The following is a 25828-nucleotide window of genomic DNA, read 5'->3' as shown; positions in this document are numbered from 1 at the left end:
ACCGATCGACGCAGCCGGAGACCCGGATGACAATGCCGGCATGACACGGTATCTGTGCGGGCAAATCGGCCGTGCGGGAAGGGGTAGGCAGTTGCGCGAGCAGAGGATCGGAATCGAAGAGGCCAAGGCTCTGGTGGGCGAAGAGGTGGGCGTGTCGAACTGGCGCACCGTCTCGCAGGAGATGATCGACCGCTTCGCCGAGGCGACCGATGACCATCAGTTCATTCACACCGACCCGGAGCGCGCCGCGCGCGAAACGCCCTATGGCGGCACCATCGCCCACGGCTTCCTGTCGCTGTCGCTGCTTTCGACGATGATCTTCGAGGCCGTGCCGCCGCTGGAGGGAACGAGCGCCGGCGTGAATTTCGGCTTCGACCGCATTCGCTTTCTCAATCCCGTAAAATCCGGCGCCCGCATCCGCGCCCGTTTCGTGCTCGCGCAGCTCAGGCTGCGCCCCTCCGGCATCGTGGAATGCCACTACGACGTGACGGTCGAGATCGAAAACAGCGCCAAGCCGGCGCTGACCGCCCGCTGGCTGACGCTTGCCATGCCGGAACGGCCCGACCAATCGGCCGCATGAGGACAACCGCCCCCGATGGCCGTTAACGGCTTGACTGTGCCGCTGCAAACCGGGAAAAGGCAGCGGAATTTCACGTGCGGGCCGTCAGCGCAAGCCACGCCCTGCAAGGGGATAGACGGACCATGAAGGCCGCCGGAAACAGGCCCCCCATGGTTCACCGGACGATGCGGAGAGGAAGAACGCATGGGGCGTTTTGACGGTCTGACCGTGCTCCTGACGGGCGCCGCCGGAGGTTTCGGTCGGCGCCTGGCAAGGGAGCTGGCCCGCGAGGGCGCGCGCCTCGTCCTGTCGGATCTGCGTGAAGAGGCCCTCGAAGCGCTCGCAGCCTCGCTGGACGCGGAAACGGCGCTCCTGGCCGGCGACATCACCGAGGAAAGCCTTTCGGAGCGGCTGGTGGGGCTGGCGCAGGAGCGATTCGGCGGCCTCGACATCGCAATCAACAATGCCGGTGTGGCCCAGCCTTTCGTGCGCTTCCACCTCATCCCCTCCGAGGAGGCGCGGCGCATCATCGACATCGATCTGATGGGTGTCTTCTACGCCATGAAGCACCAGCTGCCGGCCCTGGAGCAGCGCCGCCGCACGGTGGGACGCAAGGGAGCGATCGTCAATGTGGCATCCGTCGCCGGGCTTGCCGGGGCGCCGCGGCTTGCCGCCTATACGGCGGCCAAGCACGGCGTGATCGGCCTGACCCGCGCCGCGGCCGCCGAATATGCCACCAAGGGCATCCGCGTGAACGCCGTGTGTCCCTCCTTCTCGCGCACCGAAATGGTCACGGAGACGTTGAAGATGACGCCCGCCAGGACCGACAAGGCGGAGGCGGGCCTGACCCGCGGCGTGCCGATGCGGCGGCTGGCGGAGGTGGACGAGGTGGTGCGGGTGATCCTCTTTGCCGCCGACCCCGAAAACAGCTTCATGACCGGCCAGGCGCTGGCCATCGATGGGGGAATCACCGCAATCTGACACCGGCCGCCCGGCCTGTCGGGAACGGGGGGCCTTCTTCGTCCTTGGCATGTGTTTCCAGCGGAACACGCGACAGCACCAGAACGGAGAGGTTCCATGAAGGTCATCCAGCACTTGTGGTTCACGCAGGACATGGAGGCGGCGATCCGCTTCTACACCGCGCTCATTCCCGGCTCGTCCATGGGCGAGATCTCCACCTTTCCCGCCGACACGCCGTCCGGCCCGATCGGCAGCGTGAAGGTCGCCAGCTTCACCCTCGGCGACCAGCGCTACATGGCGCTCGAGGCGGCGGGACCGGCAACCTTCAACCACGCCTTCTCGATCACAGTCGAATGCGAGGACCAGGCCGGGATCGACCGGCTCTGGGAAGCTTTGAAGGACGGCGGGGCGGAGGAACAGTGCGGATGGCTGCGCGACCGCTGGGGCCTCTCCTGGCAGATCGTGCCGCGGCGGCTGAGCGAGCTGATGAGCGACCCGGACCCGCGGAAGAGGCAGCGCGTGGCCGAGGCCATGCTGAAGATGGTCAAGCTCGATATTGCCGGGCTGGAGGCCGCAGCCGCCGGCTGACCGCCGCTGCAGCATTTTGCAGCCAGATGGAATCATCTGGCGTCGCACAAATGCCGCAAAAACAAAGAGATGGACCGGATCAGCGTTTCATTGAAACGATGAACCGGTCTAGAGAATGTTGCAGGCGCGCACCAGCTTGAGAAGCCGCGGCAGCGCCGGCGGCGTGTTCATGGCACAGTAGGTCTGCCGGCCTTTCCCGCCGTAGCTCTCCTTATGGCGGGCAAGGCTCTGCGTCGGGTAGACGAGGCGCTGGGCAAGCCAGTTGGTGTGCATGAAGCGGAAGGCCCGGCGGGTAAGCCAGTCCTTGGTGAACTCCTTGTCGTGGATGCGATGGAAGGGCATGAGCCCGAGATGGAGGCGCAGCACGCCCTCGCCCTGGAAGGTCTCGATGGCGCGGCGCACCAGGAAATGGGCAGCCAGGGAATCGGTTTCCGGCAGCCAGCGCCGGGTTGCCGAGAGATAGCCGACGATGTGGCCGTCCTCATAGAGCGGATCGAAGAAGGCAAAGGCGACGGGCCGGCCTTCGCCGTCGAGCAGGAAGAACTTGCGCACACCCGGTTCCTCCCCCAGCACGACGGGGCGCACGAGGAAGGAAAGCTCGCGTCGCCGGTTGGTGCGCGTGCGGCGCCAGCCGAGCGAGATGGCTTCAAGACGCGCCGGATCGAACATCGCGGGCGAAAGCTCGGCCACCCGGTGGCCGGTGCGCACGAAACGGTTCACCGCAGTGCGAAAACTGCGCTTGCGCGGCCCCGCGAAATCGTAACCGTCGAGCGCGATCCAGCTTTCCAGGCCAAGCTCGTTCACCGTGAAGCCGCGTTCTGCAAGCAGCTTCGCCATGGGGCGAGAGACCTGCCAGAAGGTGACGTCCCCCTTCTCCCGCACGAAGGAATCCACCAGAGCCGCCCAGCGCGCCCGCGGAGCCAGCGGATCGGCCAGCACGAAGGCCGTGCGGCCGACCATGCGATAGGCAAGGAAGCCCTCCTCGTCGCCAAAATGCGAAAGCCCCGGCTGGAAGGCCACGGAGTATGCGAGCACGAAATTCCCATACCGCTCCAGCGCGGCGCGGCGCGCCTGGGGCGAAATCGTATGCCAGGAATCGCATTCCCTTGTGGCGGGTGCCGCAGAAAAGACGTTCATCGCCGCGTTTCCGATCGTCTAGCGCCCCGCCGCCCCATCCCTGCATGAGATGTGGCGATTCGACAAGATGGATGGAGCCGCACGCGGCACGGCAGGCCGATTGACAATAAAGAAACCATATGGTTTTTTTAATAGAGGAGGCCATCATGACGATCCGCACTGCCGCAGCATCGCACGCCACGCACGCCCGTGGAGAAGAACGCATCCTCTTCGCGCTCAAGACGAAGGGGGCCGCCACCGCCCAGCACCTGGCCAGTCGGCTGGGCATCACGGTGGTGGCCGCGCGCAAGCAGCTTGTCCGACTGGAGGAGGCGGGGCTCGTCTCCTACCGGGAAGTTGCCGAGGGGCGCGGGCGGCCGGAACGCCTGTGGCGGCTGACGGCGAAGGGCCATGCCCGTTTTCCCGACAGCCATGCGGAACTGACGCTGGAGCTCATTGCCTCCATCCGCCGCATCTTCGGCGAGGCGGGGCTCGACCGCCTGATCGCGGAGCGGGAGGAGACGGCGCGCACGGCTTATGACGAAGCCCTGCAGCCATATTCCGGGCTGGAGCAGCGCGTCGCCGCCCTCGCCCGGCTGCGCCGGCGCGAGGGCTACATGGCGGAGGTGGAGAAGCTCGAAGATGGCACGCTGCTTCTGATCGAGAACCACTGCCCGATCTGCGCCGCCGCCACGGCCTGCCAGGGCTTCTGCCGTTCAGAGCTTGCGGTGTTCCGCACCGTTCTGGGCAGCGGCGTGCGCGTCTCGCGCATCGACCACATCCTGGCCGGCGCGAGACGCTGCGCCTACCGCATCGAGGCGGCAACCGGGAAAGGAAAGGACAGATGAGCGCCGACCCCGACGCGCAGGCGGGCAAAGCCGGCTGGGCGGAGATCGTCCGCACCGGACACCTGCCGCAATATGCGCTGCTCTGTCTCGGCATCTGGCTGCATGCCGCCGATTCGCTGCTGGTGGCCACGGCGATGCCCGCGGCGGTGGCCGACATCGGTGGCGACCGCCTGGTGAGCTGGACGTTCTCGCTCTACATGCTGGGCTCCATACTTTCCGGCGCCGGTGCAGCGCTGGCGGCCGGCAGCATGGGGCTTCGGCGTGCCTTTATCCTCGCAGCCCTCGTCTATGCAGCCGGCTGTGCGGCAAGCGCACTGGCGCCGTCGATGATCGTGATGCTGGCGGGGCGACTGGCCCAGGGACTGGGCGGCGGGCTTCTGGTGGCGCTCACCTATGTGGCGATCCACCGGCTTTTCCCACGCCAGATGTGGCCGCGGCTGATCGGGCTCATGTCCGCCGTCTGGGGCGTGTCGGCCTTCTGCGGACCGCTGATCGGCGGCTTCTTCGCAGATCTCGGCCTATGGCGCTGGGGCTTCTGGAGTTTTGCGCTGCAGGCCATGGCGCTGGCGGTGCTGGTGCCTGCCTTCATGAGCCCGGTCGGCGCGCAGGCGCTCACGCCGCAACGCTTTCCCTTGCAGCGGCTGACGCTGCTGACCGGCGCCGTCCTTCTGGTGGCGGCGGCCGGCCTCGAAGGCGCGGCGTGGCGCGCCCTTCTCATGGCAGCGGCGGGGGCGGGCCTCTTTGTCGCTTTTCTGGCGAGCGACGCGCGCCGAACGGCCGACAGGATGTTTCCCCGCCGCGCCTTCGATCCGCGCACCACGCTGGGGGCCGGCTTCATCGCCAATCTGGCGCTCGGCACGGCGGCGATTTCGTTCACCGTCTACGGACCCTTTCTGCTCAACCGCATCCACGGCGTGCCGGCGCTCGGCGCAGGCTACATCATCGCCGCCGAATCGGTGGCCTGGAGCACTGCCGCGGTGGCCCTGGCCGGCGCCGGTGAGGCCGCGGAACGGTGGGTGATCCGCACCGGCGCGCTGGCCATCATGCTGGCCATCGCCGTGCTCGGCCCCCTGATGGCCGAAGGGCCGCTCTGGGCCATCGTTCTGGCTGCCCTCGCCCAGGGCGCGGGCTTCGGCATGTTGTGGGGCTTTCTCATCCGCCGCGTGGTGGCCGCCGCCAGCGCCGCCGAGCGCGACCAGGCCTCCGCCGCGATGCCGACCGTGCAGCAGGTGGCCTTCGCGCTGGGAGCAGCGCTGTCGGGCATTGTGGCCAATATGGCGGGCTTTGCGGGGGCGAACGGGGCGGCAATGCACGACGTTGCCATATGGGTGTTCGCCGCCTTCGTGCCGCTTGCCGCGCTGGGAGCGGCGGCGGCCTGGCGGGTGGCGCGCGACTGAGGCAACCGTAAGGCCGCCTATCTCCTGCGATCGGGTGCGCCGGCGTGGGTGCTGGAGGTTACCGAGACGGGATCGCTGGCGGGGAAGGTGTCTTCCAGCCCCTCGTCCAGCTCCTCGTCATGCTCATGCCCGGGCTCGATCTTCTCCTTCCTGCCACCGGCCTCCGGCCGGCCGGCGCGGCCGGTGCGGGTGACGGAGACCGGGTCGCTGGCCGGGAAGCTTCCCTCCAGGCCCTCCTGCAGGGCGCGTTCGCGCTCCGCAGCCTTGCGCTTCTCGGGGTCGGGCATGGGCACTGTTCCTTCTCATGAGAGGGGAAGAACGCCGCAACCCTGCAGAGGTTCCAGCGCGGGCCTACATGGTTTCGCGCGCCGCCTTCTCCAGAAGGGAGAACACATAGTCGCTGAAGGAACGCCAGCACTCGACGCGGAAGACGGTCTTCCCGGTGCGCCACAACACGATCTCCGCCTTGCCGAAGACGGTACGCGAGGCCGCGCCGACGGGAAAGCGGGCCTCGCAGAGATCCTGCGGGCAACCGGCCGCCAGCACCTCCTCCGCCCGCTTCCCGGACACCAGGATGGCCGTGTTGCGGTGGGAGATGTCCACCGCCGAATGCAGTGCGGAAACGCCGGCGGCAAGCGCCGGCAGGTCGGCGCCCTGTTCGTCGATCACCAGCCACTCGTCGGGACCGAGCCACAGCGCCGCACGCCCGCCTTCCGCGGCGCTTGTCTTGGGCCGGCGCGGTAGGGAAAGCCCCAGCGCCTTCGAGAGGGCGGGCAGCGCCTCCTCCGCAGCCCGCAGCGACAGGCGGCTGGCGGGGGCGGCAGGCGCGAGAACGATGCCGTGGCCGCGGAAGGCGCGACCTTCGAGCGGCGAAGTGCGGCGGGCGGCCTCAACCATGGACGCGCTCTCCCTTCTCGTCGAAGAAGACGGTGGAGGTGACCTCCACCTCGATCGTGCCGTCCGGCATGGGCACATAGAGGCGCTCGCCCATGCGGGCGCGGCCGTCCTCGACCAGCGCCAGCGCGATGGAATGCCCGCAGTTCTCCGACCAGTAGGCGGAGGTAACGAAGCCCAGCATCTTCATCGGCACCTTCTGATTCGGGTCGGCGACGATCTGCGCTCCCTCTTCCAGCACGATCGACGGGTCGAGCGTCTTCAGGCCGATGAGCTGGCGCCGCCCCGGCGCAACGAGGTCCGTGCGCCTGAGCCCGCGAATGCCGACGAAATCCGTCTTCTTCTTGCCGATGGCCCAGGCAAGCCCCGCATCGTCCGGCGTCACGGTGCCGTCCGTATCCTGGCCGACGATGATGAAGCCCTTCTCGGCACGCAGCACGTGCATGGTCTCCGTGCCATAGGCGACGGCGCCGTGCCTCTCGCCCTGCGCCCACACGGCCTCCCACACGGCAAGGCCGTGATCGGCAGGCACATTGATCTCGAAGCCGCGCTCCCCGGTGAACGAGATGCGGAAGAGCCGCGCCGGCACGCCGCAAACCCGGCAGGTGCGCACCGACATGTGCGGCATCGCCGCGTCGGAGAGGTCGACCCCCTCGACGAGGGGGGCCACGATATCGCGCGCCCTTGGCCCCTGTACGGCGATGACCGCCCACTGCTCGGTGGTGGAGGTGAGCCAGACCTTGAGATGCGGGAACTCGGTCTGCAGATAGTCCTCCATGTGGTGGAGAACGCGCGGCGCACCGCCGGTGGTGGTGGTGACGTGGAAGCGGTCCTCCGCCAGCCGGCCCACCACGCCGTCGTCATAGATGAAGCCGTCCTCGCGCAGCATGATGCCGTAGCGGCAGCGCCCGACCTCCAGCCTGGCCCACGGGTTGGTGTACATGAGCTCCATGAAGCGGGCGGCATCGGGCCCCACCACCTCGATCTTGCCGAGCGTGGAGGCGTCGAAGATGCCTGCCGCCTGCCGCACCGTGCGGCACTCGCGGGCCACCGCCGCGTGCATGTCTTCGCCGTCTTTCGGAAAATACCAGGCGCGCTTCCACTGGCCGACATCCTCGAAGACGGCGCCATGCGCCTCGGCCCAGGCGTGGATCGGCGTGCGTCGAGTGGGCTCGAACAGCGCGCCGCGGCCATGGCCCACCAGCGCCCCGAAGGTGACGGGCGTATAGGGCGGGCGGAAGGTGGTCAGCCCCACCTCGGGCACCGGCTTGTCCAGCATCCGCGCGGCGATGGCGAGCGCGTGCAGATTGGACGTCTTGCCCTGGTCCGTGGCCATGCCGGTGGTGGTGAAGCGCTTGACGTGCTCGATGGAACGCATGCCCTCGCGCACCGCCTGGGCGATGTCCTTGGCGGTGACGTCGTTCTGGAAATCGACGAAGGCCTTGCCCCCCTTGCCGGCCTCGGCGCCCGGAGCGGGACCGGCAATGCCCGCCGACCATCCCTCGGGCGAGCGGGCCTCCGGCCTTGCCGTCGCGCCGCGCGCCTGTGCGCCGGTCTGGCCGGCGGCCTCGGCGCCGGCGTGCAACGCCTCCTCCACCACCATGCCCAGATCCGTGGTGCCGTTGCAGGCGCCCACGCAGACGGCGTTCTGCGCATGGGTGCCGGGCAGGAAGCGCCCGGTCCCGGCGTCATAGGCAAGCTTGCCGCGCGACTGCGAGAACAGGTGGACCGCCGGTGTCCAGCCGGCGGAGGTGAGAAGCGCATCCGCCTCCACGCGGCGCTGCGGACCGCCTGCGACGGGCACCACCTCGATCGCGGAAAGCCGCAGCCGACCGCGCGTGCCGGTGACGGCATGGCCGGCCAGCACCTCGATGCCCGCCTCCCTCGCCTGTTCGACGAGGCCGCCCTGCGGTGCCTGGCGCGCATCGACGAGGACTGGCACGGCGATGCCCTGCTTCTTGAGATCGAGCGCTGCCGCATAAGCCGAGTCGCAGGCCGTGTAGACGGCGACCCTGCGGCCCACGGCCACGCCGTAATGATTGAGATAGGTCCGCCCGGCCGCCGCCAGCATGATGCCCGGCCTGTCGTTGCCGGGAAAGACCATGTGTCGCTCGATGGCGCCGGTGGCCAGCACCACCCGGCCGGCCCGCACCTGCCACAGCCGCTCGCGCGGGGCCTGCGCATCGGGTGCGGCGAGGTGATCCGTCAGCCGCTCCGCCAGCGCCACCATGTTGTGCGCGTAGTAGCCGAAGCCCGTGGTCCGGGTGAGAATACGCACATTGTCCTTTGCGGCAAGCCGCGCCACCGTCTCCTGCGCCCACTCCCAGCCTGGCTTTCCATCGATCACCGCGCCCGACTCGAAGCGCAGGCTGCCCCCGGGCTGCGGCTGCTCGTCCGCCAGGATGACGCGCGCACCCGCCTCCGCCGCCGCAAGGGCGGCGGCAAGGCCTGCCGGCCCTGCACCAACGACCAGCACGTCGCAATGGGCGAAGCGGTTGGAATAGTTGTCCGGGTCCGGCTGATCCGGCGCCACGCCCAACCCCGCGGCACGGCGGATGACAGGCTCGTAGAGCCGCTCCCAGGCCGCGCGCGGCCACATGAAGGTCTTGTAGTAGAAACCGGCGGAGAAGAAGGGGGCCGCCAGATCGTTGAGCGCCCCCACGTCGAAGGAAAGAGACGGCCAGCGGTTCTGCGAGACAGCATTCAGGCCGTCATAGAGCTCCTGCACCGTGGCGCGCACATTGGGCGTCCTGCGCGCGGCGTCGCGATGGATGCCGACGAGCGCATTGGGTTCCTCGGCGCCGGCGGCCAGGATGCCGCGCGGACGGTGATACTTGAAGGAGCGGCCGACGAGATGCACCCCGTTGGCAAGCAGCGCAGAGGCGAGCGTATCTCCGGCAAGGCCGGTGTGGGACACGCCATCGAAGGTGAAACGCAGGGTCCGGCCCGCATCCAGGCGCCCGGCGGCGGGAAGGCGGAAGGCGCCGGCCATCACTGCCCCTCCCCTTCCAGGCGCGGCTTCGGCTCGCCGGTCCTGTAGGTTGCCAGGAATCGGTCGGACACCGTGTCGCGCGCCGCATTGAAGAAGCGCGCACAGCCGTGGATGTGGCGCCACCGCTCATAGGCGATGCCCTTCGGGTTCGAGCGGATGAAGAAATAGCGCTCGAACGCCTCGTCGGAAATCCCGGCAATGTTCTCCGGCCGCGCGATATGCGCCTCGCCGGCATGGCGGAACTCCAGCTCCGGCCGTTCTTCCTCGCAATAGGGGCAATAGATGAGCAGCATGGGAAACCCTCAGTGCGCGACGGCGGCGGCCGCCGCCTCGTCGATGAGCCTGCCTGTGCGGAAGCGTTCGAGCGTGAAGGGGGCGTTGATCGGGTGCGGCTCGTCGCGGGCGATGGTGTGGGCGAAGACATGGCCGGAGCCCGGCGTGGCCTTGAAGCCGCCTGTCCCCCAGCCGCAGTTGACATAGAGCCCCTTGACCGGCGTCTTGGCCAGGATGGGCGAGCGGTCGGGCGTCACGTCCACGGTGCCGCCCCAGGAGCGCAGCATCTTCATGCGCGTGAAGATGGGAAACATCTCGCAGATGGCATCCAGCGTGTGCTGAACGATGTGCAGGCTGCCGGCCTGCGCGTAGGAGGTGTACTGGTCGGTGCCGGCGCCAATGACGAGCTCGCCCTTGTCGGACTGGGAGATGTAGGCGTGCACCGTGTTGGACATGACCACGCAGGGAAAGACCGGCTTGACCGGCTCGGAGACCAGCGCCTGAAGGGGGAAAGACTCCAGAGGCACGGACACGCCGGCCATCTGCATCAGCACGGAGGAATGGCCGGCCGCCACCACGCCGATCTTCCTCGCCCGGATCGGCCCGCGCGTGGTCTCCACCCCCGTGACCGCGCCGTCCGGCCCCCTGCGGATGGCGGTGACGGCGCAGTTCTGGATGATGTGGACGCCGCGCGCCGAGGCCGCCCGCGCATAGCCCCAGGCCACGGCATCGTGGCGCGCCGTACCGCCGCGCCGCTGCAACGCCGCGCCCATGACGGGATAGCGCGCCTGCGGCGAGATGTTGAGCGGCGGGCAATATTCCTTGGCCTCCTGCGGGCTCAGCCAGACATTGTCGACGCCGTTCAGCCGGTTGGCATGGATGTGCCGCTTGAAGACCTGCACGTCGTGCACGTTGTGGGCGAGCATCATCACGCCGCGCTGGGAGAACATGACGTTGTAGTTGAGCTCCTGGGAGAGCCCCTCCCACAACTTGACGGCATGATCGTAGATGCCGGCGCTTTCGTCATAGAGATAGTTGGAGCGGATGATGGTGGTGTTGCGGCCGGTGTTGCCGCCGCCGAGCCACCCCTTCTCCAGCACCGCGACATTGGTGATGCCGTGCTCCTTGGCCAGGTAGTAAGCCGTGGCCAGCCCGTGGCCACCCGCACCGACGATGATGACGTCGTATTCCTTCTTCGGCTCGGGCGAGGCCCACTGCTCCGGCCAACCCGTGTGCCCGCGCAGCGCCTCGCGGGCAATGGCGAAGACGGAATATTTGCGCATGCGCTTGCCCCTTTCGCAACCGGCCTGTTTCGACGCACGAGACCTACCCCTAGCGAAACTGGCCCCGCCGTCTTGCGCTGATTGCGACGGCGCTTGCCGCTTTGGAGCCGGAGGGGCGCGCGACATGGGCCTCGACAAACACAGCATATTCTGCTATCAGCCCGCCCATCCTGCGGCGGAGGTCTGCCGCGGGACTTTGGTGTTGAGCCGGTATCGGTGCCGTGCTCGATACCGGAAAAGATCAACCTTTGACAGGAAAGCCCCAGGTGCAGGTACTCGTCCGCGACAACAACGTTGACCAGGCGCTTCGCGCGCTGAAGAAGAAGATGCAGCGGGAAGGCATTTTCCGCGAGATGAAGATGCGCGGACACTACGAGAAACCTTCCGAAAAGCGCGCCCGCGAAAAGGCGGAGGCCGTGCGTCGGGCTCGCAAGCTGGCCCGCAAGCGCGCCCAGCGCGAGGGGATTCTCGGTGGCGGACGGGCGGCTCGCTAGGAGCGCCCACATTTCGTCCCTTTTGCCCGCTTGAATCACCAAGGTGGCGCGACGGAGATTCGGCGCCGCCTTTTTTGTTGCCAAGAGGAAGCGCTTCCAAGAGGCGGAAAAAGGATGGCTGATGTGAGAACCGCAGGCACCGGGGCGTTCAGGCGTGGCAGGATGGCCCTGGCGCTGGCTGCACTTCTGCCGCTCGCCGCCTGCCAGTCGGCCGGCGACGCCATGGAAAGCCTGACCCGGATCGACCCCGCGCAGGGCTCGGCGGAAAACATCGCATCGCTGAGCGCCGTCATCGAGCGCACGCCCAACGATCCCGAAGCCTACAACATGCGTGGCGCCGCCTATGGCCGGGCCGGGCGCTACCGCGAGGCGCTGAAGGATTTCGACCAGGCGATCGCGCTCAACCCGCGCTCCTACCAGGCCTATGCCAACCGGGCGCTGATCTACCGCTACATGGGCGAGCGGGAAAGGGCGCTGGCCGACTACAACCAGGCGATCGCGCTCAACCCGCGCTACGACACGGCCTATATCGGTCGCGGCGAGCTCTACCGCCAGGCCGGCCAGTCGGGCGAAGCCTTCCGCGACTTCGAGCGCGCCATCCAGCTCGACACCACCGATCCGCGCGCCTATCACCGCCGCGGCCTGCTTTATCAGGCCAGCGGCCAGCATCAGTTCGCCATCGAGGATTTCTCCAAGGCCATCTCGCTCGCCCCGCGCGAGCCCTATGGCTATAACGGCCGGGGGCTTTCCTATCTGGCGCTGGGGGACGAGGAGAACGCCTTCTCCGACTTCAACACCGCCATCCGCCTGGACGACGAGCTGGCCGAGAGCTGGGCCAACCAGGCGCTCGTCTATGAGCGGCGCGGCGAGAACGAGCGCGCCGCCCGCTCCTACTCCCGCGCCCTTCAGCTTGATCCCGAGTACACCCCGGCCCGCGATGGACTTGCACGCACGCGTGGTGCGGCATAGGGCGGGTTTTGGAGTTGGAAGGCCCGCCTGTGGCGGGCCTCTGCCTTGTGTTGCGGGCTATTCGTCGAGGGCCTTGACGATGTCCTCGGTCATCTTCTTGGCGTCGCCGAGGAGCATCATCGTGCCGTCCTTGTAGAACAGGGTGTTGTCGATGCCGGCATAGCCGGAGCCGAGCGAGCGCTTGACGAACAGGCAGGTGCGCGCCTTGTCGACCTCGAGGATGGGCATGCCGTAGATGGGCGAGGACTTGTCGTCGCGCGCCGCCGGGTTGGTCACGTCATTGGCGCCGATCACATAGGCGACGTCGGCCTGCGAGAACTCGGAGTTGATGTCTTCGAGCTCGAACACCTCGTCATAGGGAACCTGCGCTTCCGCCAGCAGCACGTTCATGTGGCCCGGCATGCGGCCGGCCACCGGGTGGATGGCGTATTTCACCTCCACACCCTTTCCCTTCAGCTTGTCGGCCATCTCGCGCAGCGCATGCTGCGCCTGGGCCACCGCCATGCCGTAGCCCGGCACGATGATCACCTTCTGCGCATTGGCCATCAGATAGGCCGCATCCTCCGCCGAGCCCTGCTTGACCGTGCGCTCCACCCCGTCGTCGCCGGCCACCGCGCTCTCGCCCCCGAAGCCGCCAAGAATGACCGACAGGAAGGAGCGGTTCATGCCCTTGCACATGATGTAGGACAGGATGGCACCCGACGAGCCCACCAGCGCCCCGGTGACGATGAGCGCCAGATTGCCCAGCGTGAAGCCGATGCCGGCCGCCGCCCACCCCGAATAGGAATTGAGCATCGACACCACCACCGGCATGTCCGCCCCGCCGATCGGCACGATGATGAGCACACCGAGCACCAGCGACAGGGCGACGATCAGCCAGAAGGCGGCGTGGCTCTGCGTCGCCACCAGCATCACCACCAGCACCACCAGCGCGATGCCGAGGCCGGCATTGACGGCATGTCGCATCGGCAGCAGGATCGGCTTGCCCGACATGCGCCCGTCGAGCTTCAGAAAGGCGATCACCGAGCCGGTGAAGGTGATGGCGCCGATCGCCACCCCCAGCGACATCTCGACCAGCGCCTGGGCGTGGATGGCGCCCACCGTGCCGATGCCGAAGTTTTCCGGCGCATAAAGGGCCGCCGCCGCCACCATCACCGCGGCAAGCCCCACAAGGCTGTGAAAGGCTGCCACGAGCTGCGGCATCTTCGTCATCTGGATGCGCCGGGCGATCGTCGCGCCCACCGCGCCGCCGAGCGCCAGGCCCAGCACGATCAGCCCCAGACCGCCCGCCGACGGCCGCGCCACCGCCAGGGTCGTCACAATGGCGATGCCCATGCCCACCATGCCGAAGATGTTGCCCTGGCGGCTCGTGGTGGGATGCGAAAGCCCCCTCAGCGCCAGGATGAACAGAATGCCGGAGACGAGGTAGAGGAAGGCTGCAAGATTGGCGCTCACGTCACTTGTCCTTCTTCTTGTACATCGCCAGCATGCGGCTCGTCACCAGAAAGCCGCCGAAGATGTTCACCGCCGCCAGAACCAGGGCGACAAACCCGAAGCCCGTGGCAAGCCCCGAGGCCGAAATGCCAACCGCCAGCAGCGCCCCCACCACGATCACCGAGGAAATGGCGTTGGTCACCGACATCAGCGGTGTGTGCAGCGCCGGCGTCACCGACCACACAACGTAGTAGCCCACGAAGATCGCCAGAACGAAGATCGCCAGGCGGAACACGAACGGGTCGATCGCGCCGCCCGTCGCGCCGTGCGCCAGCGCCCCCGCCGCCTCCGCCATCTGCGTGTCCTCCAGCGCGGCGCGCAGGCCGGCCATGGCGCGCTCGAGCCGCTCGAGCGCCTGTTCGACGGTTCCTGTCTCCATCAGTTCTCTCCCCGGGATTTGCGCGTCGCAGGTTTCCTGGACGCGCCCCTGGCGCCCGCCGGCGCCGCCCGCCGCCGCCGGCCGCCCGCACGCGCCTCATCGTCTGCCCCTTCCGCGGCCGCCGCCGCCTCCACCAGCCGGGGATGGACCACCGCACCGTCGCGCGTCAGCAGCGTCGCCTTCACCAGCTCGTCCTCCCAGTCGACCGCAAGCTGTTTCTTCTCCTTGTCGACCAGGGTCTCCAGAAAGGCGAACAGGTTGCGCGCATAAAGCAGCGACGCCGACGCCGCCACGCGCCCCGCCACATTGACATGCCCGACGATCTTCACCCCGTTGTCGGTGACCACCACGGAACCCGCCTGCGCGCCCTCCACATTGCCGCCACGCTCCACCGCAAGGTCGACAATCACCGAGCCCGCCCGCATCGAGGCCACCATCGGCGCCGTCACGAGCCGCGGCGCCGGACGGCCGGGAATGAGCGCCGTCGTGATCACGATATCCTGCTTGGCGATGTGGCCGGCGATCAGCTCCGCCTGGGCGCGCTTCTCCTCCTCCGTCAGCTCGCGTGCATAGCCCCCCTCGCCCGAGGCGTCCTTCAGCGCATCGGTCATGACGAACTTCGCGCCCAGCGAGGCCACCTGCTCGCCCGCCGCCGCCCGCACGTCCGTCGCCGTCACCACAGCTCCCAGCCGCCGCGCCGTGGCGATCGCCTGCAGGCCCGCAACCCCGGCCCCCATCACGAACACCTTCGCCGCCGGAACCGTGCCCGCCGCCGTCATCATCATCGGCAGCGCCCGATCATACTCCGCCGCCGCGTCGATCACCGCACGATAGCCCGCAAGGTTCGCCTGGCTCGAAAGAACGTCCATCGACTGGGCCCGCGTGATGCGTGGCATGAGCTCCATCGCAAAGCCCACTACCCCCGCGCGCGCCATCGCCGCCACTTCCCCCTCGTGGCCAAACGGGTCCATCATCGCAAGAACCAGCGCACCCTTGCGGTAGCCCGCAAGCTCCTCCCGCGTCGGCCGGCGCACCTTCAGGATCACATCCGCACCGCCCGCATCCCCCGCCTTGCCAAGCCGCGCACCCGCCTTCTCAAACTCCGCGTCCGCAAGCCGCGAGCCAGCGCCCGCACCCGCCTCAACGATCACCTCGAAGCCAAGCCCCAAAAGCCGCTTCACCGTGTCAGGCGAAGCCGCAACCCGACCCTCGCCTTCCAAAACCTCCCGCGGCACAAATAACGTCTGTCCCACCGTTTGTTCCTTGTGTTGGACACCCTCCTCCCACGCGGCCGGCGGCCGCGCCCAAGCTTGTGCTAGCGCAGGATCCAGGCGCCGAGCGCGCAGACGAGGATGAAGAGGATGATGCTGGAGATGAAACCCGCGGATGTGAAGAAGCCGAACGCCATCGCAATCAGCGTCGCGGCCACCACAAGGCAGCCATATTTGGCGATGGTCAAGAAGAGGTTGTAGGTGCGCTCATGCTCCGCATAGTCCATATCCGCACCCATTTCGACCGGTCCTTCCGGCTGTCTGTCTGCCATGGCAAGATCCCTCGGGAAGAAGATTGGGCAAGGGGAATAGCGAAAACGGAGCCCAAGGGCAATGGGCCCCTTGGACGCAGTTCACGCCCATTGCCTTGGCAGGCCAGGTCGCCGGACGTGCAAATGGCGGACGCGGAGGCCCCGGACGAAGCGGAAGAGGGACCGGACCCGCGCCGGCGCGCAATCGCCCAATCAGGCGGCGTCTCTCAGATATTTCGCCGTCGGCAGGATGGTGAGCGGCGCCGGCTCGCCCCGCTTCGGGCGCTCGAACAGCAAGCGGCGCTCGAAAGCCGTGGAGCGAAAGAACGGGAAGCGCCTGATCGTGTCTTCCATGTTCTCCGAGCACCGCGACTCGAGCAGGAGCACAGGCACCGTCAGCCCCGGATAGTCGCGGGCGTCCGTTGCCGGTGTCGAACGGAAGATGCGATGGTAGAAGGCCCCGTGCTCCTCCTTCACCGCCGTCAGGCAGAAGGTGGGATTGAAGTGCTTGCAGGCGACCACGGCAAGGCGTAGCGTGATGTAGGGAAGCACGCGCAGTGTCCGCGCCCATTCGCGCTCGGCAGCGAAGCGGCTCGGGTCCACAAAGGTTTCCCCCGCCGCAATCCTGGGTTCGAGAATGTCGCCGAACACCTCGCTGCTGGGCGAGACGGGAAAAGCAGAGTTCACGTAGTGCAGCCGGATCGTGCTGACCAGATTGCCTTCGTAAAAGACGCCGAAGCGGTAGGAATTGGGCAGCTCGTCGTAGCGATCCGTCACCATTCGGGCGGCGTCCTCGCCGACCATTCCCGCGTTGAGATAGGAATCGTAGCGAAGCCGGTAGATGGCTTCGAGATCCTCGCCGCTTTCGCAGAGGCGATACTCGATGTTCTCGAGGACCGACAACACCATCCTGTTGAAAGGAGAATCGGGATCCCCACCCGCTTGTCGATGACCTGCTGCCAAAACGTTCCGATCGCCAGACATGAACAACCCCCACAATGTTCCCCGCAAAGAATAGAGTGAGGGATTATTACAAAAAAGATAAAAATCGAATAAAAATTATTTACTATACGTTAACCTTAACATAAAGTTTCGCGCTCGATAATCTTGGGTTGATACTTAGAGAAGCCCTCAACTTTGAATGGTGAGGCTCTGCCGATCGCTTCCACCTTCGAGCGACCAGCTCGTGTTCGACATGGTTTGGATGCCGGAGGAGGAAAGCGCCGCGCCGAAGAGGAAGCCCTGCACCCTGTCGGGCCTGACCGAGCTTTTCAGAAGCTTGAGCTGCTCGAATGTTTCCACGCCCTCGACCGTGACAGCAAGGCCGAGATTCCGGGACAGGTCGACGATGCTCTTGAGAAGCTTGTAGGAGCGCGTGTTGTAGGTGACGTCCTTCAGGAAGCTGCCGTCGATCTTGACGCGGTCGAGCGGCAGCGTGTGAAGATAGCTGAGGCTCGAATAGCCCGTGCCGAAATCGTCGAGGGCGATTCTCACGCCGAGGTCCTTCAGCCCTTCGATGTAGACGCGCGTGGAGTTCTTGTCGTCGAAGAGCGCCGTTTCGGTGACCTCGATTTCCAGGCGCTCGGGCGCAAGGCCGGACGTGGACAGCGCCTTGCGCACCTTGTCGACGATGCTGCCGTCCAGGAAATCCTTTGCCGAAAGGTTTACGGACACGCCGAGGTGCTCTGGCCAGCGCGCACATTCCTGGCAGGCCGCATCGAGCACCAGCGCGCTGATTTCGGAGATGAGCCCCATCTCCTCCGCAAGCGGTATGAACACGGCCGGAGAGACGGGGCCGAGCTCGGAGTGGTCCCAACGGCAAAGGGCTTCGCAACTGGAAATGCGCATGGTACGCACATCGACGATCGGCTGATAGACCACCCGCAACGTCTTGGCCTGGACCGCGCTTCGCAGGTAGGATTTCATGATCTGCCGGTTGCGGAAGGCGACATCCATCTCCGCCTCGAACAGGCGCCAGCCGTTCTTGCCACGCTCCTTGGCGCTGTAGAGAGCCAGATCGGCTTTCACCGTGATGGTGTCCATGTCGTTTTCGCGAACAGGCACGATGACGCCGCCGCCGCTTGCCTGAAGCCTCAAGGCCAGCCCGGCGACATCCACCTCGCCCTGAAGCCTGGCGAATATCGCGTCGAGCCGGCGGGCGAAATCGTCCTCGTCCTCGATATGGTTGAAGAAGATCATGAACTCGTCGCCGCCGAAGCGCCCGACCAGCACATCGTCGCTCACGAACTCGATCAGCCGCTCGGCAGCGGCATAGATCAATCCGTCGCCCACGGGATGGCCGAAGGTATCGTTGACGCTCTTGAAGTCGTCCAGATCGAGCACCGCCAGACCGCACAGCCGGTCAGGGTCCCCGCCCATCATGAGCTCCGTGACCATCTCGTGGAAATAGGCGCGGTTGGGCAGGTTGGTCAGGCTGTCATAGCGCGCCATGTAGCGCACGCTTTCCTCTGCCTCGATGCGCTGGGTGACCTCCTCGAAGGTGATCACGCCGAGTTCTTCCCTCCCCTCGCGCGCCGAGAACTCGAAGTGCCGGCCATCCTTGAGCCGCAGGAGAACCTTCCTGCCACGGCCCTCGCTCAGCGCCCTCGTCAGGTGCGTCTCGGCGTAGCGGTAGTCCTTGTGGCTCAGCAGATTTCCCGCAACGCCGCGCAGCAGCAGCGCCCTCAAGGTTCTGCCGAGAAGCTGCTCGGAGGATCCGAAGCCCAGCATCTCGGCGGCCTGGGCGTTGCTGACGATGACCCGCCCCTCGGGACCGAACATCACCAGCCCGTGCGACATGGTGTTGAGCGCGCGGTCGAAGCGCTTCGCGATCTGGCGCGCTCTCTTGCGGTCCAGCACCGCGGAAAAGAGGATCTTGCGCACCTCGGCGGCGGTGCCGGTGATGATGACGATAAAGGGTGTGATCAGCAGTCCGAGGACCACATGCGGCAAGTCACCGCGCAGCAGCAGGCCGGCGGAGATGGGCCCGACCAGCGTGGCGGCAAACACCAGAACCATGCGCTGCGAGCCGTAATTGCGCCCGACGACGGTGACGAGGGAGGCGAGATTGACGGCCAGCGACCCAAGCTCCGCGAAGGAATCGGGATAGACATAGATGGAGATGAAGCAGAAGCCGCCGAGCAGAAGCCCCTGCATTCCGCCCTTTACGATGTAGTCGAACTCCCACCTGCGCGCAGTTTCGAAGTCCAGCCGGTCCAGCTCGCCCACGCGTCGCTGAAGCCCGACAAAACGCCAAACACCCACCGCAAGCAGGAGGAGTGAAATCACGCCATAGATGGGCTGGTCGGTGTGCAGGTAGGCCATCAGCGCCACCAGCATGTGACAGATCGCCCCGACAAGCAGCGTATGCCTGCTCTCGAACAACGACCTCACGAATTGGACATAGACGTCCTCGGGAATGTCACTGCCTGCGCGATTAACCATGGAGACTTCCAGCTGAGCAGTAAAATTATGAAGGACCCACCTTAAGAAAGAATTATCTTGTCAAAACAGGGTGTTTATACGAGTGATACCGGCCGATGAGCACGGCGGGCGCAGTGCTGTGCGGCGCATCGGAAAATAAATCGGGTGCGCAGCGCCGGCAATGGCGAAATCTATTGATCGGGGATTTGCCCGCCCTCACTCCGCAGCGGCCAGAAGAGGATCGGGGTCGGTCTTTTCCAGACGCGTGAGCAGGCGGCTGCGCTCCTCGGCGGCGCGGGCGACGCTTGCCTCCTTCACATGGCCGAAACCGCGAATGAGGGCGGGAACGCTGGCAAGGGCGGCGGCCGCCTCCAGGCGCTCCGGCGCGAGCGCCGCCTCGATGCGGTCGAGATCGGCCTCGTATTGCGCCAGAAGCGTGCGCTCCATGCGCCGCTCCGCCGTTCGCGCGAAGGGATCGAAAACCGTACCACGCAGGCGCCTGAGACGGGCAAGCAGAGCAAAGACCTTCTGCACCCACGGCCCGTAGCGCGCCTTCTTCAGGTGGCCCTGTGCGTCGCGGCGGGCGAAGATCGGCGGGGCAAGGTGGAACTCCAGACGGTCGTAACTCTCGAACTCGGCGGCAAGCTGGCGCTGGAAGCTGCCATCCGAGTAAAGGCGCGCCACCTCGTATTCGTCCTTGACGGCCATCAGCTTGAAGAGGTTGCGTGCCGCCGCCTCCGTCACGGCGGTCGAGCCGGGGGACGCCGCCGCCTCTGCCTTGCGCAGGCGCGCGATGCGAGCGCGGTAGCGCTCCGCATAGGCGGCATCCTGATAGTCCGTGAGGAAGGCCACGCGGCGCTCGATGATTTCGTCGAGCGTGCGGGCGGGCGCCGCGGCGGCGGCCGGCGCGGCACGCGCGACCAGCCCAGCGACATGGGCAGGATCGTGGGCCGCGCGGCGGCCCCAGCGGAAGGCGGCCACATTCATGGAAACGGCCTGGCCGTTGAGCGCGATGGCCTTCTCGATGGCCTCTGCCGAGACCGGCAGACCGCCGAGCTGACAGGCCATGCCGAGCATGAACATGTTGGCGCCGATCGAATTGCCGAACAGCACCGTGGCCGCACGCGTGGCGTCGAAGAAATGCGCGCGCTCCTCCCCCGCCGCCTTGCGGATCGCCTGTTTCAGCCGCTCCGTGGGCAGCGAGAAATCGGCCGAGCGGGCGAAGTCGCCCGGCATCACCTCCGCCGTGTTGGCGAGAAACAGCGTGTGCCCCTCGCGCACGGTGGACAGGACCTTGCGGGCGCCGGAGACGACGAGATCGCAGCCGAGAACCAGGTCGGCCTTGCCGGCCGGCACATGGATGGAATTGATCTCGGCGGGCGAGCGCGCAATGCGCAGATGCGAGTAGACCGCCCCGCCCTTCTGGGCGAGGCCCGCCATGTCGATGATGCCGGCACCCTTGCCTTCCAGATGCGCCGCCATGCCGAGGATGGCGCCGATGGTGACGACCCCCGTGCCGCCGATGCCGTCGACAATGGCCGCCCAGCCCGTCCCGTCCAGCGGGAAGAGCGCAGGCTCGGGCACGCCCTCCAGCGGGTCGCCGGCCTGGGCAACGCCCTTGAGCTTCTTCGGCCGCGCCCCATGCACGGTGACGAAGGAGGGGCAGAAGCCGTTGACGCAGGAGAAATCCTTGTTGCAGCTCGACTGGTCGATGCGCCGCTTGCGGCCGAACTCCGTCTCCACCGGCTGCACGGACACGCAGTTGGACTTCACGCCGCAGTCGCCGCACCCCTCGCAGACCAGCTCGTTGATGATGACGCGCTTGTCCGGGTCGGGATAGGTGCCGCGCTTGCGCCGCCGCCGCTTCTCGGCTGCACAGGTCTGATCGTAGATGAGAACGGACACGCCCTTCACCTCGCGCAGCTCCCGCTGCAAGGCGTCGAGGTCGTCGCGGTGGTGCACCGTGGTGCCCTCGGGGAAGCGCACCCTGCCCCTGTATTTCTCGGGCTCGTCGCTGACGACGGCGATGCGCTCGACGCCCTCGGCGCGCACCTGCTCGGCAATCATCGGCATGGTCAGCCCGCCCTCGTGGGGCTGGCCGCCGGTCATGGCCACGGCATCGTTGTAGAGGATCTTGTAGGTGATGTTGACGCCGGCGGCCAGCGCGGCCCGCAGCGCCAGAGAGCCGGAGTGGTTGTAGGTGCCGTCGCCGAGATTCTGGAAGAAGTGCTGGCGCGTGGAGAACGGCGCCTGGCCGATCCACTGTGCGCCCTCCCCGCCCATGGCGGTGTAGCCCACGGTACCCCGGTCCATCCACAGCGCCATGAAATGGCAGCCGATGCCGCCACCGGCGATGGAGCCCTCGGGAAGCCGGGTCGAGGTGTTGTGCGGGCAGCCGGAGCAGAAATAGGGCATGCGCACGGCCACGTCCTTCGTGTCGGCCAGCATGGCCTGGAACTGCCGCAGCCGGGCGACACGGGCGGAGATTTCCTCCGACGGGCCGATGACCCTCAGGATGCGCTCGCCGATGGTGATGGCAATGTGGTTTGGGTCGAGCGCCCCCATGGCCGGAAACAGCCGCGCGCCGCGCTCGTCCTTCTTGCCGATCACCGTCGGCTGCATGGAGGTGCCGTAGAGGTCCTCGCGCACCTGCACCTCGATCAGCGAGCGCTTCTCCTCGACGACGATCACCATTTCGAGGCCGCGCGCGAAGTCCTTGATGTGCTCCAGGTCGAGCGGCCAGGGACAGGCCACCTTGAACAGCCTTACGCCCAGCGTGTTGGCGCGTGCCTCGTCGATGCCGAGATCGGCGAGCGCCTGGCGCACGTCCAGATAGCTGGTGCCGACGGTGATGATGCCGAGCTTCGGCCGGCGGCCGCCGGAAAAGACGATGCGGTTGAGCCCGTTCTCGCGCACGAAGGCGGAGGCGGCCGCGCGCTTGTATTCGTGCAGGCGCTCTTCCTGGCCGAGCTGATTGACCTCGTGGCGGATGTTGAGCCCACCGGGCGGCAGGTCGATCTCGGGCAGCGTGATCGACAGCCGGTCGAGCGAGGCATCGACGGATGCCGTCGATTCGATGTTGTCCTTGACGCATTTGATCGCCGTCCAGGTGCCGGCGAAGCGCGACAGGGCATAGCCGTAGAGCCCGTAGTCGATGAGCTCCTGCACGCCCGCGGGATTGAGGATGGGCATCATCACGTCGACGAAGGCGAACTCGCTGGCATGCGCCACCGTGGATGACTCGGCGGCATGATCGTCCCCCATCAGCGCCAGCACGCCGCCATGGCGGGAGGAGCCGGCGAGATTGGCATGGCGGAAGACGTCGCTGGAGCGGTCGACGCCCGGCCCCTTGCCGTACCACAGCGCGAAAACGCCATCATACCTGCCCTCGCCCAGAAGCTCTGCCTGCTGCGAGCCCCAGCAGGCCGTGGCGGCCAGCTCCTCGTTGAGGCCGGGCTGGAAGACGATGCCGGATTTCTGCAGCTCCGCCTGCGCCTTCCAAAGCTGCAGGTCGAGCCCGCCGACCGGCGAGCCGCGATACCCGGAGACGAAGCCGGCCGTATCAAGGCCGGCGCGCCGGTCGCGCTCGCGCTGCATCATCAGCATGCGCACGATGGCCTGGGCACCGGAAACGAATATGCGCTCCTTGCCGAGGTCGTATTTATCGCTGAGCGAAACCTCGTGAAGCGTCATGAACGTCTACCTCCCCGACGCGGCGCTGTACGGCCGGGAATCTGCCTCCCATCGCGGCACCCGCGCCCCGCCGCGCAAGGGGTGAGCGCTTCGGGACCGTCCCGGCCCGGCTGCGTCCGAATTGCTGGCAGGCTCTTCGGAGTCATGCGTTAGTGTTGTCCCGGAAGGTCATGGCGTCAAATGATTTCCAACGTCCGCTGAGAAAGAGCAAGGCTGCAACCGGATACCATTCGCAAGCGACAGAAAATAGCGCTTTCGATGCGTTTTACGCAGGATTGTTTCCAGCGAAAACGAAGCGCCCCTCGCCCCGCGCGAGACGTGCCGGACCGGCGATTCCCATGCGACATTGTCGCGCAAGGCTGTGAAAAGACGGTGTATTTCTCCCCGCCCGCGCTTCCCTTCGCACGGGGAAACTGCTAGCTGCGCGCCGGCTGTGGACAAGCTGCCGCCTTTTGAGGTCGACATTTCAATCCGCGCATTGCAGTGTGTCGGCCAAAAAAGGCCCGCAAAGGGCCTTGGGGAACTGCTGGAGGAGTGAATGCAAGGGCTGCTGGGGCTGTCCCGCGTCGTCGATCGCATCAATCAATTCATAGGCAGACAGGTTTCCTGGCTCATTCTGGTGGCGGTGCTGGTCTCGGCCTACAACGCCATCGTGCGCTTCCTTGGCGAGGGGCTGCCGGACTACCTGCCGATTCCGCGCGCTTCCAACGCCTTGTTGGAGCTGCAGTGGTATCTCTACGGCACCGTGTTCATGCTGGCTTCGGCCTATACGCTGCTGAAGAACGAACATATCCGCATCGACATCATCTCGGGCAGGCTGTCGAAGCGGGTGCGCGACTGGATCGACCTGTTCTGCCACATCTTCTTCCTTCTGCCCTTCGTCGTGCTGCTGGTCTATCTGTCCTGGCCTTGGTTCCTGCGCTCCTTCCTGAGCGGCGAGGTGTCCACCAATGCCGGCGGCCTCATCATCTGGCCGGCCAAATTCATGGTGCTTGCGGGCTTCGTGCTTCTCACGGCCCAGGCCCTTTCGGAGATCATCAAGCGCTACGCGGTGATCCGCGGCCTCATCGACGAGCCCAATCCGCAGCACTATGCGCATCCGACGGTGGAAGCCGCCATCGAGATGGAGGACAAGGAGGGGATCGGCCGTGGTTGACCTGATCGCGCACAATCTCGCCCCCATCATGTTCACCTGCGTGATGGCGATGCTGCTCATCGGCTATCCGGTCGCCTTCACGCTGGCGGCGGGCGGGCTGTTCTTCTTCGTCATCGGGGTGGAGCTTTCCACCATCTCCAGCGAGATCCGCCTGTTCTGGCCGCTGCTCCAGTCCCATCCCGAGCGCATTTACGGCATCATGTACAACGACACGCTGCTTGCCGTGCCGTTCTTCACCTTCATGGGGCTCATTCTCGAACGCTCGCGCATGGCCGAGGACCTGCTGGAGACGATCGGCCAGCTTTTCGGTCCGGTGCGCGGCGGCATCGCCTATGCGGTGGTGGTGGTGGGGGCGCTGCTGGCCGCCACGACGGGTGTCGTGGCCGCCTCGGTGATCGCCATGGGGCTGATCTCGCTGCCCATCATGATGCGCTACAACTACAACAGCGGCTTCGCCACCGGCGCCATCGCCGCCTCGGGCACGCTGGCGCAGATCGTGCCGCCATCGCTGGTGCTCATCGTGATGGCCGACCAGCTCGGCCGCTCGGTGGGCGACATGTATGTGGGCGCGCTCCTGCCGGCACTGATCATCGTCGGCGTCTACTGTCTGTTCGTCTTCGCCGTGACGCTGGTGCGCCCGCAATGGGCGCCCGCCCTGCCGCCCGAAACCCGCACGCTGGGCGGCGGCGTGTGGTCTCTGGTGGGTGTCCTGGCGGCGGCCGTGGGGCTGTATTTCGCTGCCTATCACCTGCTCTTCACGGAGATGCGCGAAGAGGTGCGCGTCGTCTGGTCGGCAACCACGGCAACGATCGCCGCGCTGGTCTTCAGCCTCGCCAACCGCCACCTCAAGCTCGGCATCCTGTCGCGCCTGGCCGAGCAGGTGGTGATCGTGCTGATCCCGCCGCTTGCCCTCATCTTCCTGGTTCTGGGCACCATCTTCCTCGGCATCGCCACGCCGACCGAGGGCGGCGCCATGGGCGCGACGGGAGCGCTGATCCTGGCGTTTGCCAAGCGCCGGCTCACCCTGAGCGTGCTCAAACAGGCGCTGGACGCGACGACCAAGCTCTCCGCCTTCGTCATGTTCATTCTCATCGGGGCGCGCGTCTTCGGCCTGACCTTCTATGGCATCAACGGCAATGTATGGATCGAGGAGCTGCTGTTGAGCCTGCCGGGCGGCGAGACGGGTTTCCTGATCACCGTGACGATCCTCGTCTTCATTCTCGGCTGCTTTCTGGATTTCTTCGAGATCGCCTTCATCATGGTGCCGCTTCTGGCGCCAGCCGCCGAGACGCTGGGCATCGACCTCATCTGGTTCGGCATCATTCTGGGCATCAACCTGCAGACCAGCTTCCTGACACCGCCCTTCGGCTTCTCGCTGTTCTATCTGCGCTCCGTTGCGCCGATGAAGGAGTGGAAAGACACCGTGTCCGGCCGCATGCTGCCCGCCGTGCGCACGCTGGAGATCTATCGCGGGGCCCTTCCCTTCATCGTCATCCAGTTCCTGATGATCCTGCTGGTGATCGCCTTTCCCGGGCTCGTTACCCACTACAAGAAGGAGAGCGTCGTCGATCCCAGTCAGATCGAGATCACCATACCGGGCTTCGGAGAGGGCGGGGGCCTGGAAGGCTCGCCGTTCGGCACACCCGGCGACGATGCGCAAGGCGGTGGCCTGCAACTGCCGGGCATGGAGGGCCTGCCGCCGCTCGGCGCACCGGAACAGGGCGGAGACGCCGCACCACCTGCCCTGCCGGGCGACGATCTGAGCCAGCCGCCAAGCTTCGACTGACA

Annotated in this window: 22 protein-coding genes; 9 read left to right on the top strand and 13 right to left on the bottom strand. The window is 66.6% G+C overall.

Going from position 1 to position 25828, the window contains the following annotated elements; translation table 11 throughout:
- The first annotated feature begins 91 nt into the window (after nucleotides 1-91).
- From NYR58_RS04770 to NYR58_RS04760, 3 genes are all read left to right on the top strand, one after another.
- Nucleotides 92-580, top strand: coding sequence for a MaoC family dehydratase (locus NYR58_RS04770; protein WP_261519335.1), 489 nt, complete (start codon nucleotides 92-94; stop codon nucleotides 578-580).
- Between the two features lie 183 nt (nucleotides 581-763).
- Nucleotides 764-1540 (top strand): SDR family NAD(P)-dependent oxidoreductase, encoded by a 777-nt coding sequence (locus NYR58_RS04765; protein ID WP_261519334.1) that lies wholly within the window; start codon nucleotides 764-766, stop codon nucleotides 1538-1540.
- Between the two features lie 96 nt (nucleotides 1541-1636).
- Entirely contained in the window at nucleotides 1637-2107 is a 471-nt protein-coding gene (locus NYR58_RS04760) for a VOC family protein (protein WP_261519333.1), read from the top strand.
- A 108-nt stretch (nucleotides 2108-2215) separates the two neighbouring features.
- Here the strand turns inward: NYR58_RS04760 and NYR58_RS04755 are convergent, their stop codons facing one another.
- Nucleotides 2216-3244 carry a DUF2156 domain-containing protein gene (locus NYR58_RS04755; RefSeq protein ID WP_261519332.1) on the bottom strand — a complete coding sequence of 343 codons (1029 nt, stop codon included), beginning with the start codon at nucleotides 3242-3244 and terminating at the stop codon, nucleotides 2216-2218.
- A gap of 146 nt (nucleotides 3245-3390) precedes the next feature.
- Here NYR58_RS04755 and NYR58_RS04750 point away from each other — a divergent pair, with 146 nt between their 5' ends.
- Complete coding sequence (locus NYR58_RS04750) at nucleotides 3391-4071, top strand: helix-turn-helix transcriptional regulator (RefSeq protein WP_261519331.1); 681 nt, start codon at nucleotides 3391-3393, stop codon at nucleotides 4069-4071.
- Nucleotides 4068-5468, top strand: a complete 1401-nt coding sequence (locus NYR58_RS04745) for an MFS transporter (protein WP_261519330.1) — start codon at nucleotides 4068-4070, stop codon at nucleotides 5466-5468. The genes NYR58_RS04750 and NYR58_RS04745 overlap by 4 nt, the downstream gene beginning before the upstream one ends.
- 17 nt (nucleotides 5469-5485) lie before the next feature.
- Here NYR58_RS04745 and NYR58_RS04740 read toward each other — a convergent pair whose 3' ends face one another.
- From NYR58_RS04740 to NYR58_RS04720, 5 genes are all read right to left on the bottom strand, one after another.
- Nucleotides 5486-5755 (bottom strand): hypothetical protein, encoded by a 270-nt coding sequence (locus tag NYR58_RS04740; protein ID WP_261519329.1) that lies wholly within the window; start codon nucleotides 5753-5755, stop codon nucleotides 5486-5488.
- Nucleotides 5756-5819: 64 nt separating this feature from the next.
- Nucleotides 5820-6365 carry a sarcosine oxidase subunit gamma gene (locus NYR58_RS04735; RefSeq protein ID WP_261519328.1) on the bottom strand — a complete coding sequence of 182 codons (546 nt, stop codon included), beginning with the start codon at nucleotides 6363-6365 and terminating at the stop codon, nucleotides 5820-5822.
- The gene (locus tag NYR58_RS04730; RefSeq protein ID WP_261519327.1) at nucleotides 6358-9354 is read right to left on the bottom strand and encodes a sarcosine oxidase subunit alpha; all 2997 of its coding nucleotides are present in this window, start codon (nucleotides 9352-9354) and stop codon (nucleotides 6358-6360) included. Before NYR58_RS04730 ends, NYR58_RS04735 begins: the two co-directional genes overlap by 8 nt.
- Nucleotides 9354-9647, bottom strand: a complete 294-nt coding sequence (locus NYR58_RS04725; RefSeq protein ID WP_261519326.1) for a sarcosine oxidase subunit delta — start codon at nucleotides 9645-9647, stop codon at nucleotides 9354-9356. The genes NYR58_RS04730 and NYR58_RS04725 overlap by 1 nt, the downstream gene beginning before the upstream one ends.
- A 9-nt stretch (nucleotides 9648-9656) precedes the next feature.
- The gene (locus NYR58_RS04720) at nucleotides 9657-10910 is read right to left on the bottom strand and encodes a sarcosine oxidase subunit beta (RefSeq protein ID WP_261519325.1); all 1254 of its coding nucleotides are present in this window, start codon (nucleotides 10908-10910) and stop codon (nucleotides 9657-9659) included.
- Nucleotides 10911-11176: 266 nt separating this feature from the next.
- Here NYR58_RS04720 and rpsU point away from each other — a divergent pair, with 266 nt between their 5' ends.
- Nucleotides 11177-11404, top strand: coding sequence for a 30S ribosomal protein S21 (rpsU, locus tag NYR58_RS04715; protein ID WP_261519324.1), 228 nt, complete (start codon nucleotides 11177-11179; stop codon nucleotides 11402-11404).
- Between the two features lie 114 nt (nucleotides 11405-11518).
- Nucleotides 11519-12373 (top strand): tetratricopeptide repeat protein, encoded by an 855-nt coding sequence (locus NYR58_RS04710; RefSeq protein WP_261519323.1) that lies wholly within the window; start codon nucleotides 11519-11521, stop codon nucleotides 12371-12373.
- A gap of 57 nt (nucleotides 12374-12430) precedes the next feature.
- Here NYR58_RS04710 and NYR58_RS04705 read toward each other — a convergent pair whose 3' ends face one another.
- The 7 genes from NYR58_RS04705 to NYR58_RS04675 form a co-directional block, all read right to left on the bottom strand.
- On the bottom strand, nucleotides 12431-13828 hold the full coding sequence (locus NYR58_RS04705; protein WP_261519322.1) for an NAD(P)(+) transhydrogenase (Re/Si-specific) subunit beta: 1398 nt from the start codon (nucleotides 13826-13828) through the stop codon (nucleotides 12431-12433).
- Between the two features lies 1 nt (nucleotide 13829).
- On the bottom strand, nucleotides 13830-14246 hold the full coding sequence (locus NYR58_RS04700) for an NAD(P) transhydrogenase subunit alpha (protein ID WP_261519321.1): 417 nt from the start codon (nucleotides 14244-14246) through the stop codon (nucleotides 13830-13832).
- A complete protein-coding gene (locus NYR58_RS04695) occupies nucleotides 14246-15499 on the bottom strand; it encodes a Re/Si-specific NAD(P)(+) transhydrogenase subunit alpha (RefSeq protein ID WP_261519320.1) in 1254 nt (417 codons plus the stop codon). The genes NYR58_RS04700 and NYR58_RS04695 overlap by 1 nt, the downstream gene beginning before the upstream one ends.
- A gap of 62 nt (nucleotides 15500-15561) precedes the next feature.
- Complete coding sequence (locus NYR58_RS04690; protein ID WP_261519319.1) at nucleotides 15562-15789, bottom strand: aa3-type cytochrome c oxidase subunit IV; 228 nt, start codon at nucleotides 15787-15789, stop codon at nucleotides 15562-15564.
- A 192-nt stretch (nucleotides 15790-15981) separates the two neighbouring features.
- Entirely contained in the window at nucleotides 15982-16677 is a 696-nt protein-coding gene (locus tag NYR58_RS04685) for an N-acyl amino acid synthase FeeM domain-containing protein (protein ID WP_261519318.1), read from the bottom strand.
- Nucleotides 16678-16899: 222 nt separating this feature from the next.
- Entirely contained in the window at nucleotides 16900-19212 is a 2313-nt protein-coding gene (locus tag NYR58_RS04680) for a putative bifunctional diguanylate cyclase/phosphodiesterase (RefSeq protein WP_261519317.1), read from the bottom strand.
- A gap of 195 nt (nucleotides 19213-19407) precedes the next feature.
- Entirely contained in the window at nucleotides 19408-22884 is a 3477-nt protein-coding gene (locus tag NYR58_RS04675) for an indolepyruvate ferredoxin oxidoreductase family protein (protein ID WP_261519316.1), read from the bottom strand.
- Between the two features lie 538 nt (nucleotides 22885-23422).
- On the opposite strand from NYR58_RS04675, the gene NYR58_RS04670 reads away from it, so the two are divergent.
- Both NYR58_RS04670 and NYR58_RS04665 read left to right on the top strand, forming a co-directional pair.
- On the top strand, nucleotides 23423-24040 hold the full coding sequence (locus NYR58_RS04670; protein WP_261519315.1) for a TRAP transporter small permease subunit: 618 nt from the start codon (nucleotides 23423-23425) through the stop codon (nucleotides 24038-24040).
- Nucleotides 24033-25826 (top strand): TRAP transporter large permease, encoded by a 1794-nt coding sequence (locus NYR58_RS04665; protein WP_261519314.1) that lies wholly within the window; start codon nucleotides 24033-24035, stop codon nucleotides 25824-25826. The genes NYR58_RS04670 and NYR58_RS04665 overlap by 8 nt, the downstream gene beginning before the upstream one ends.
- Nucleotides 25827-25828 lie beyond the last annotated feature (2 nt).

Origin of the sequence: Chelativorans intermedius, assembly GCF_025398255.1 — a bacterium.
In the GTDB taxonomy this organism is placed as follows: Bacteria; Pseudomonadota; Alphaproteobacteria; order Rhizobiales; family Rhizobiaceae; genus Chelativorans; species Chelativorans intermedius.
This window is presented reverse-complemented; position numbering and strand designations above follow the sequence as displayed.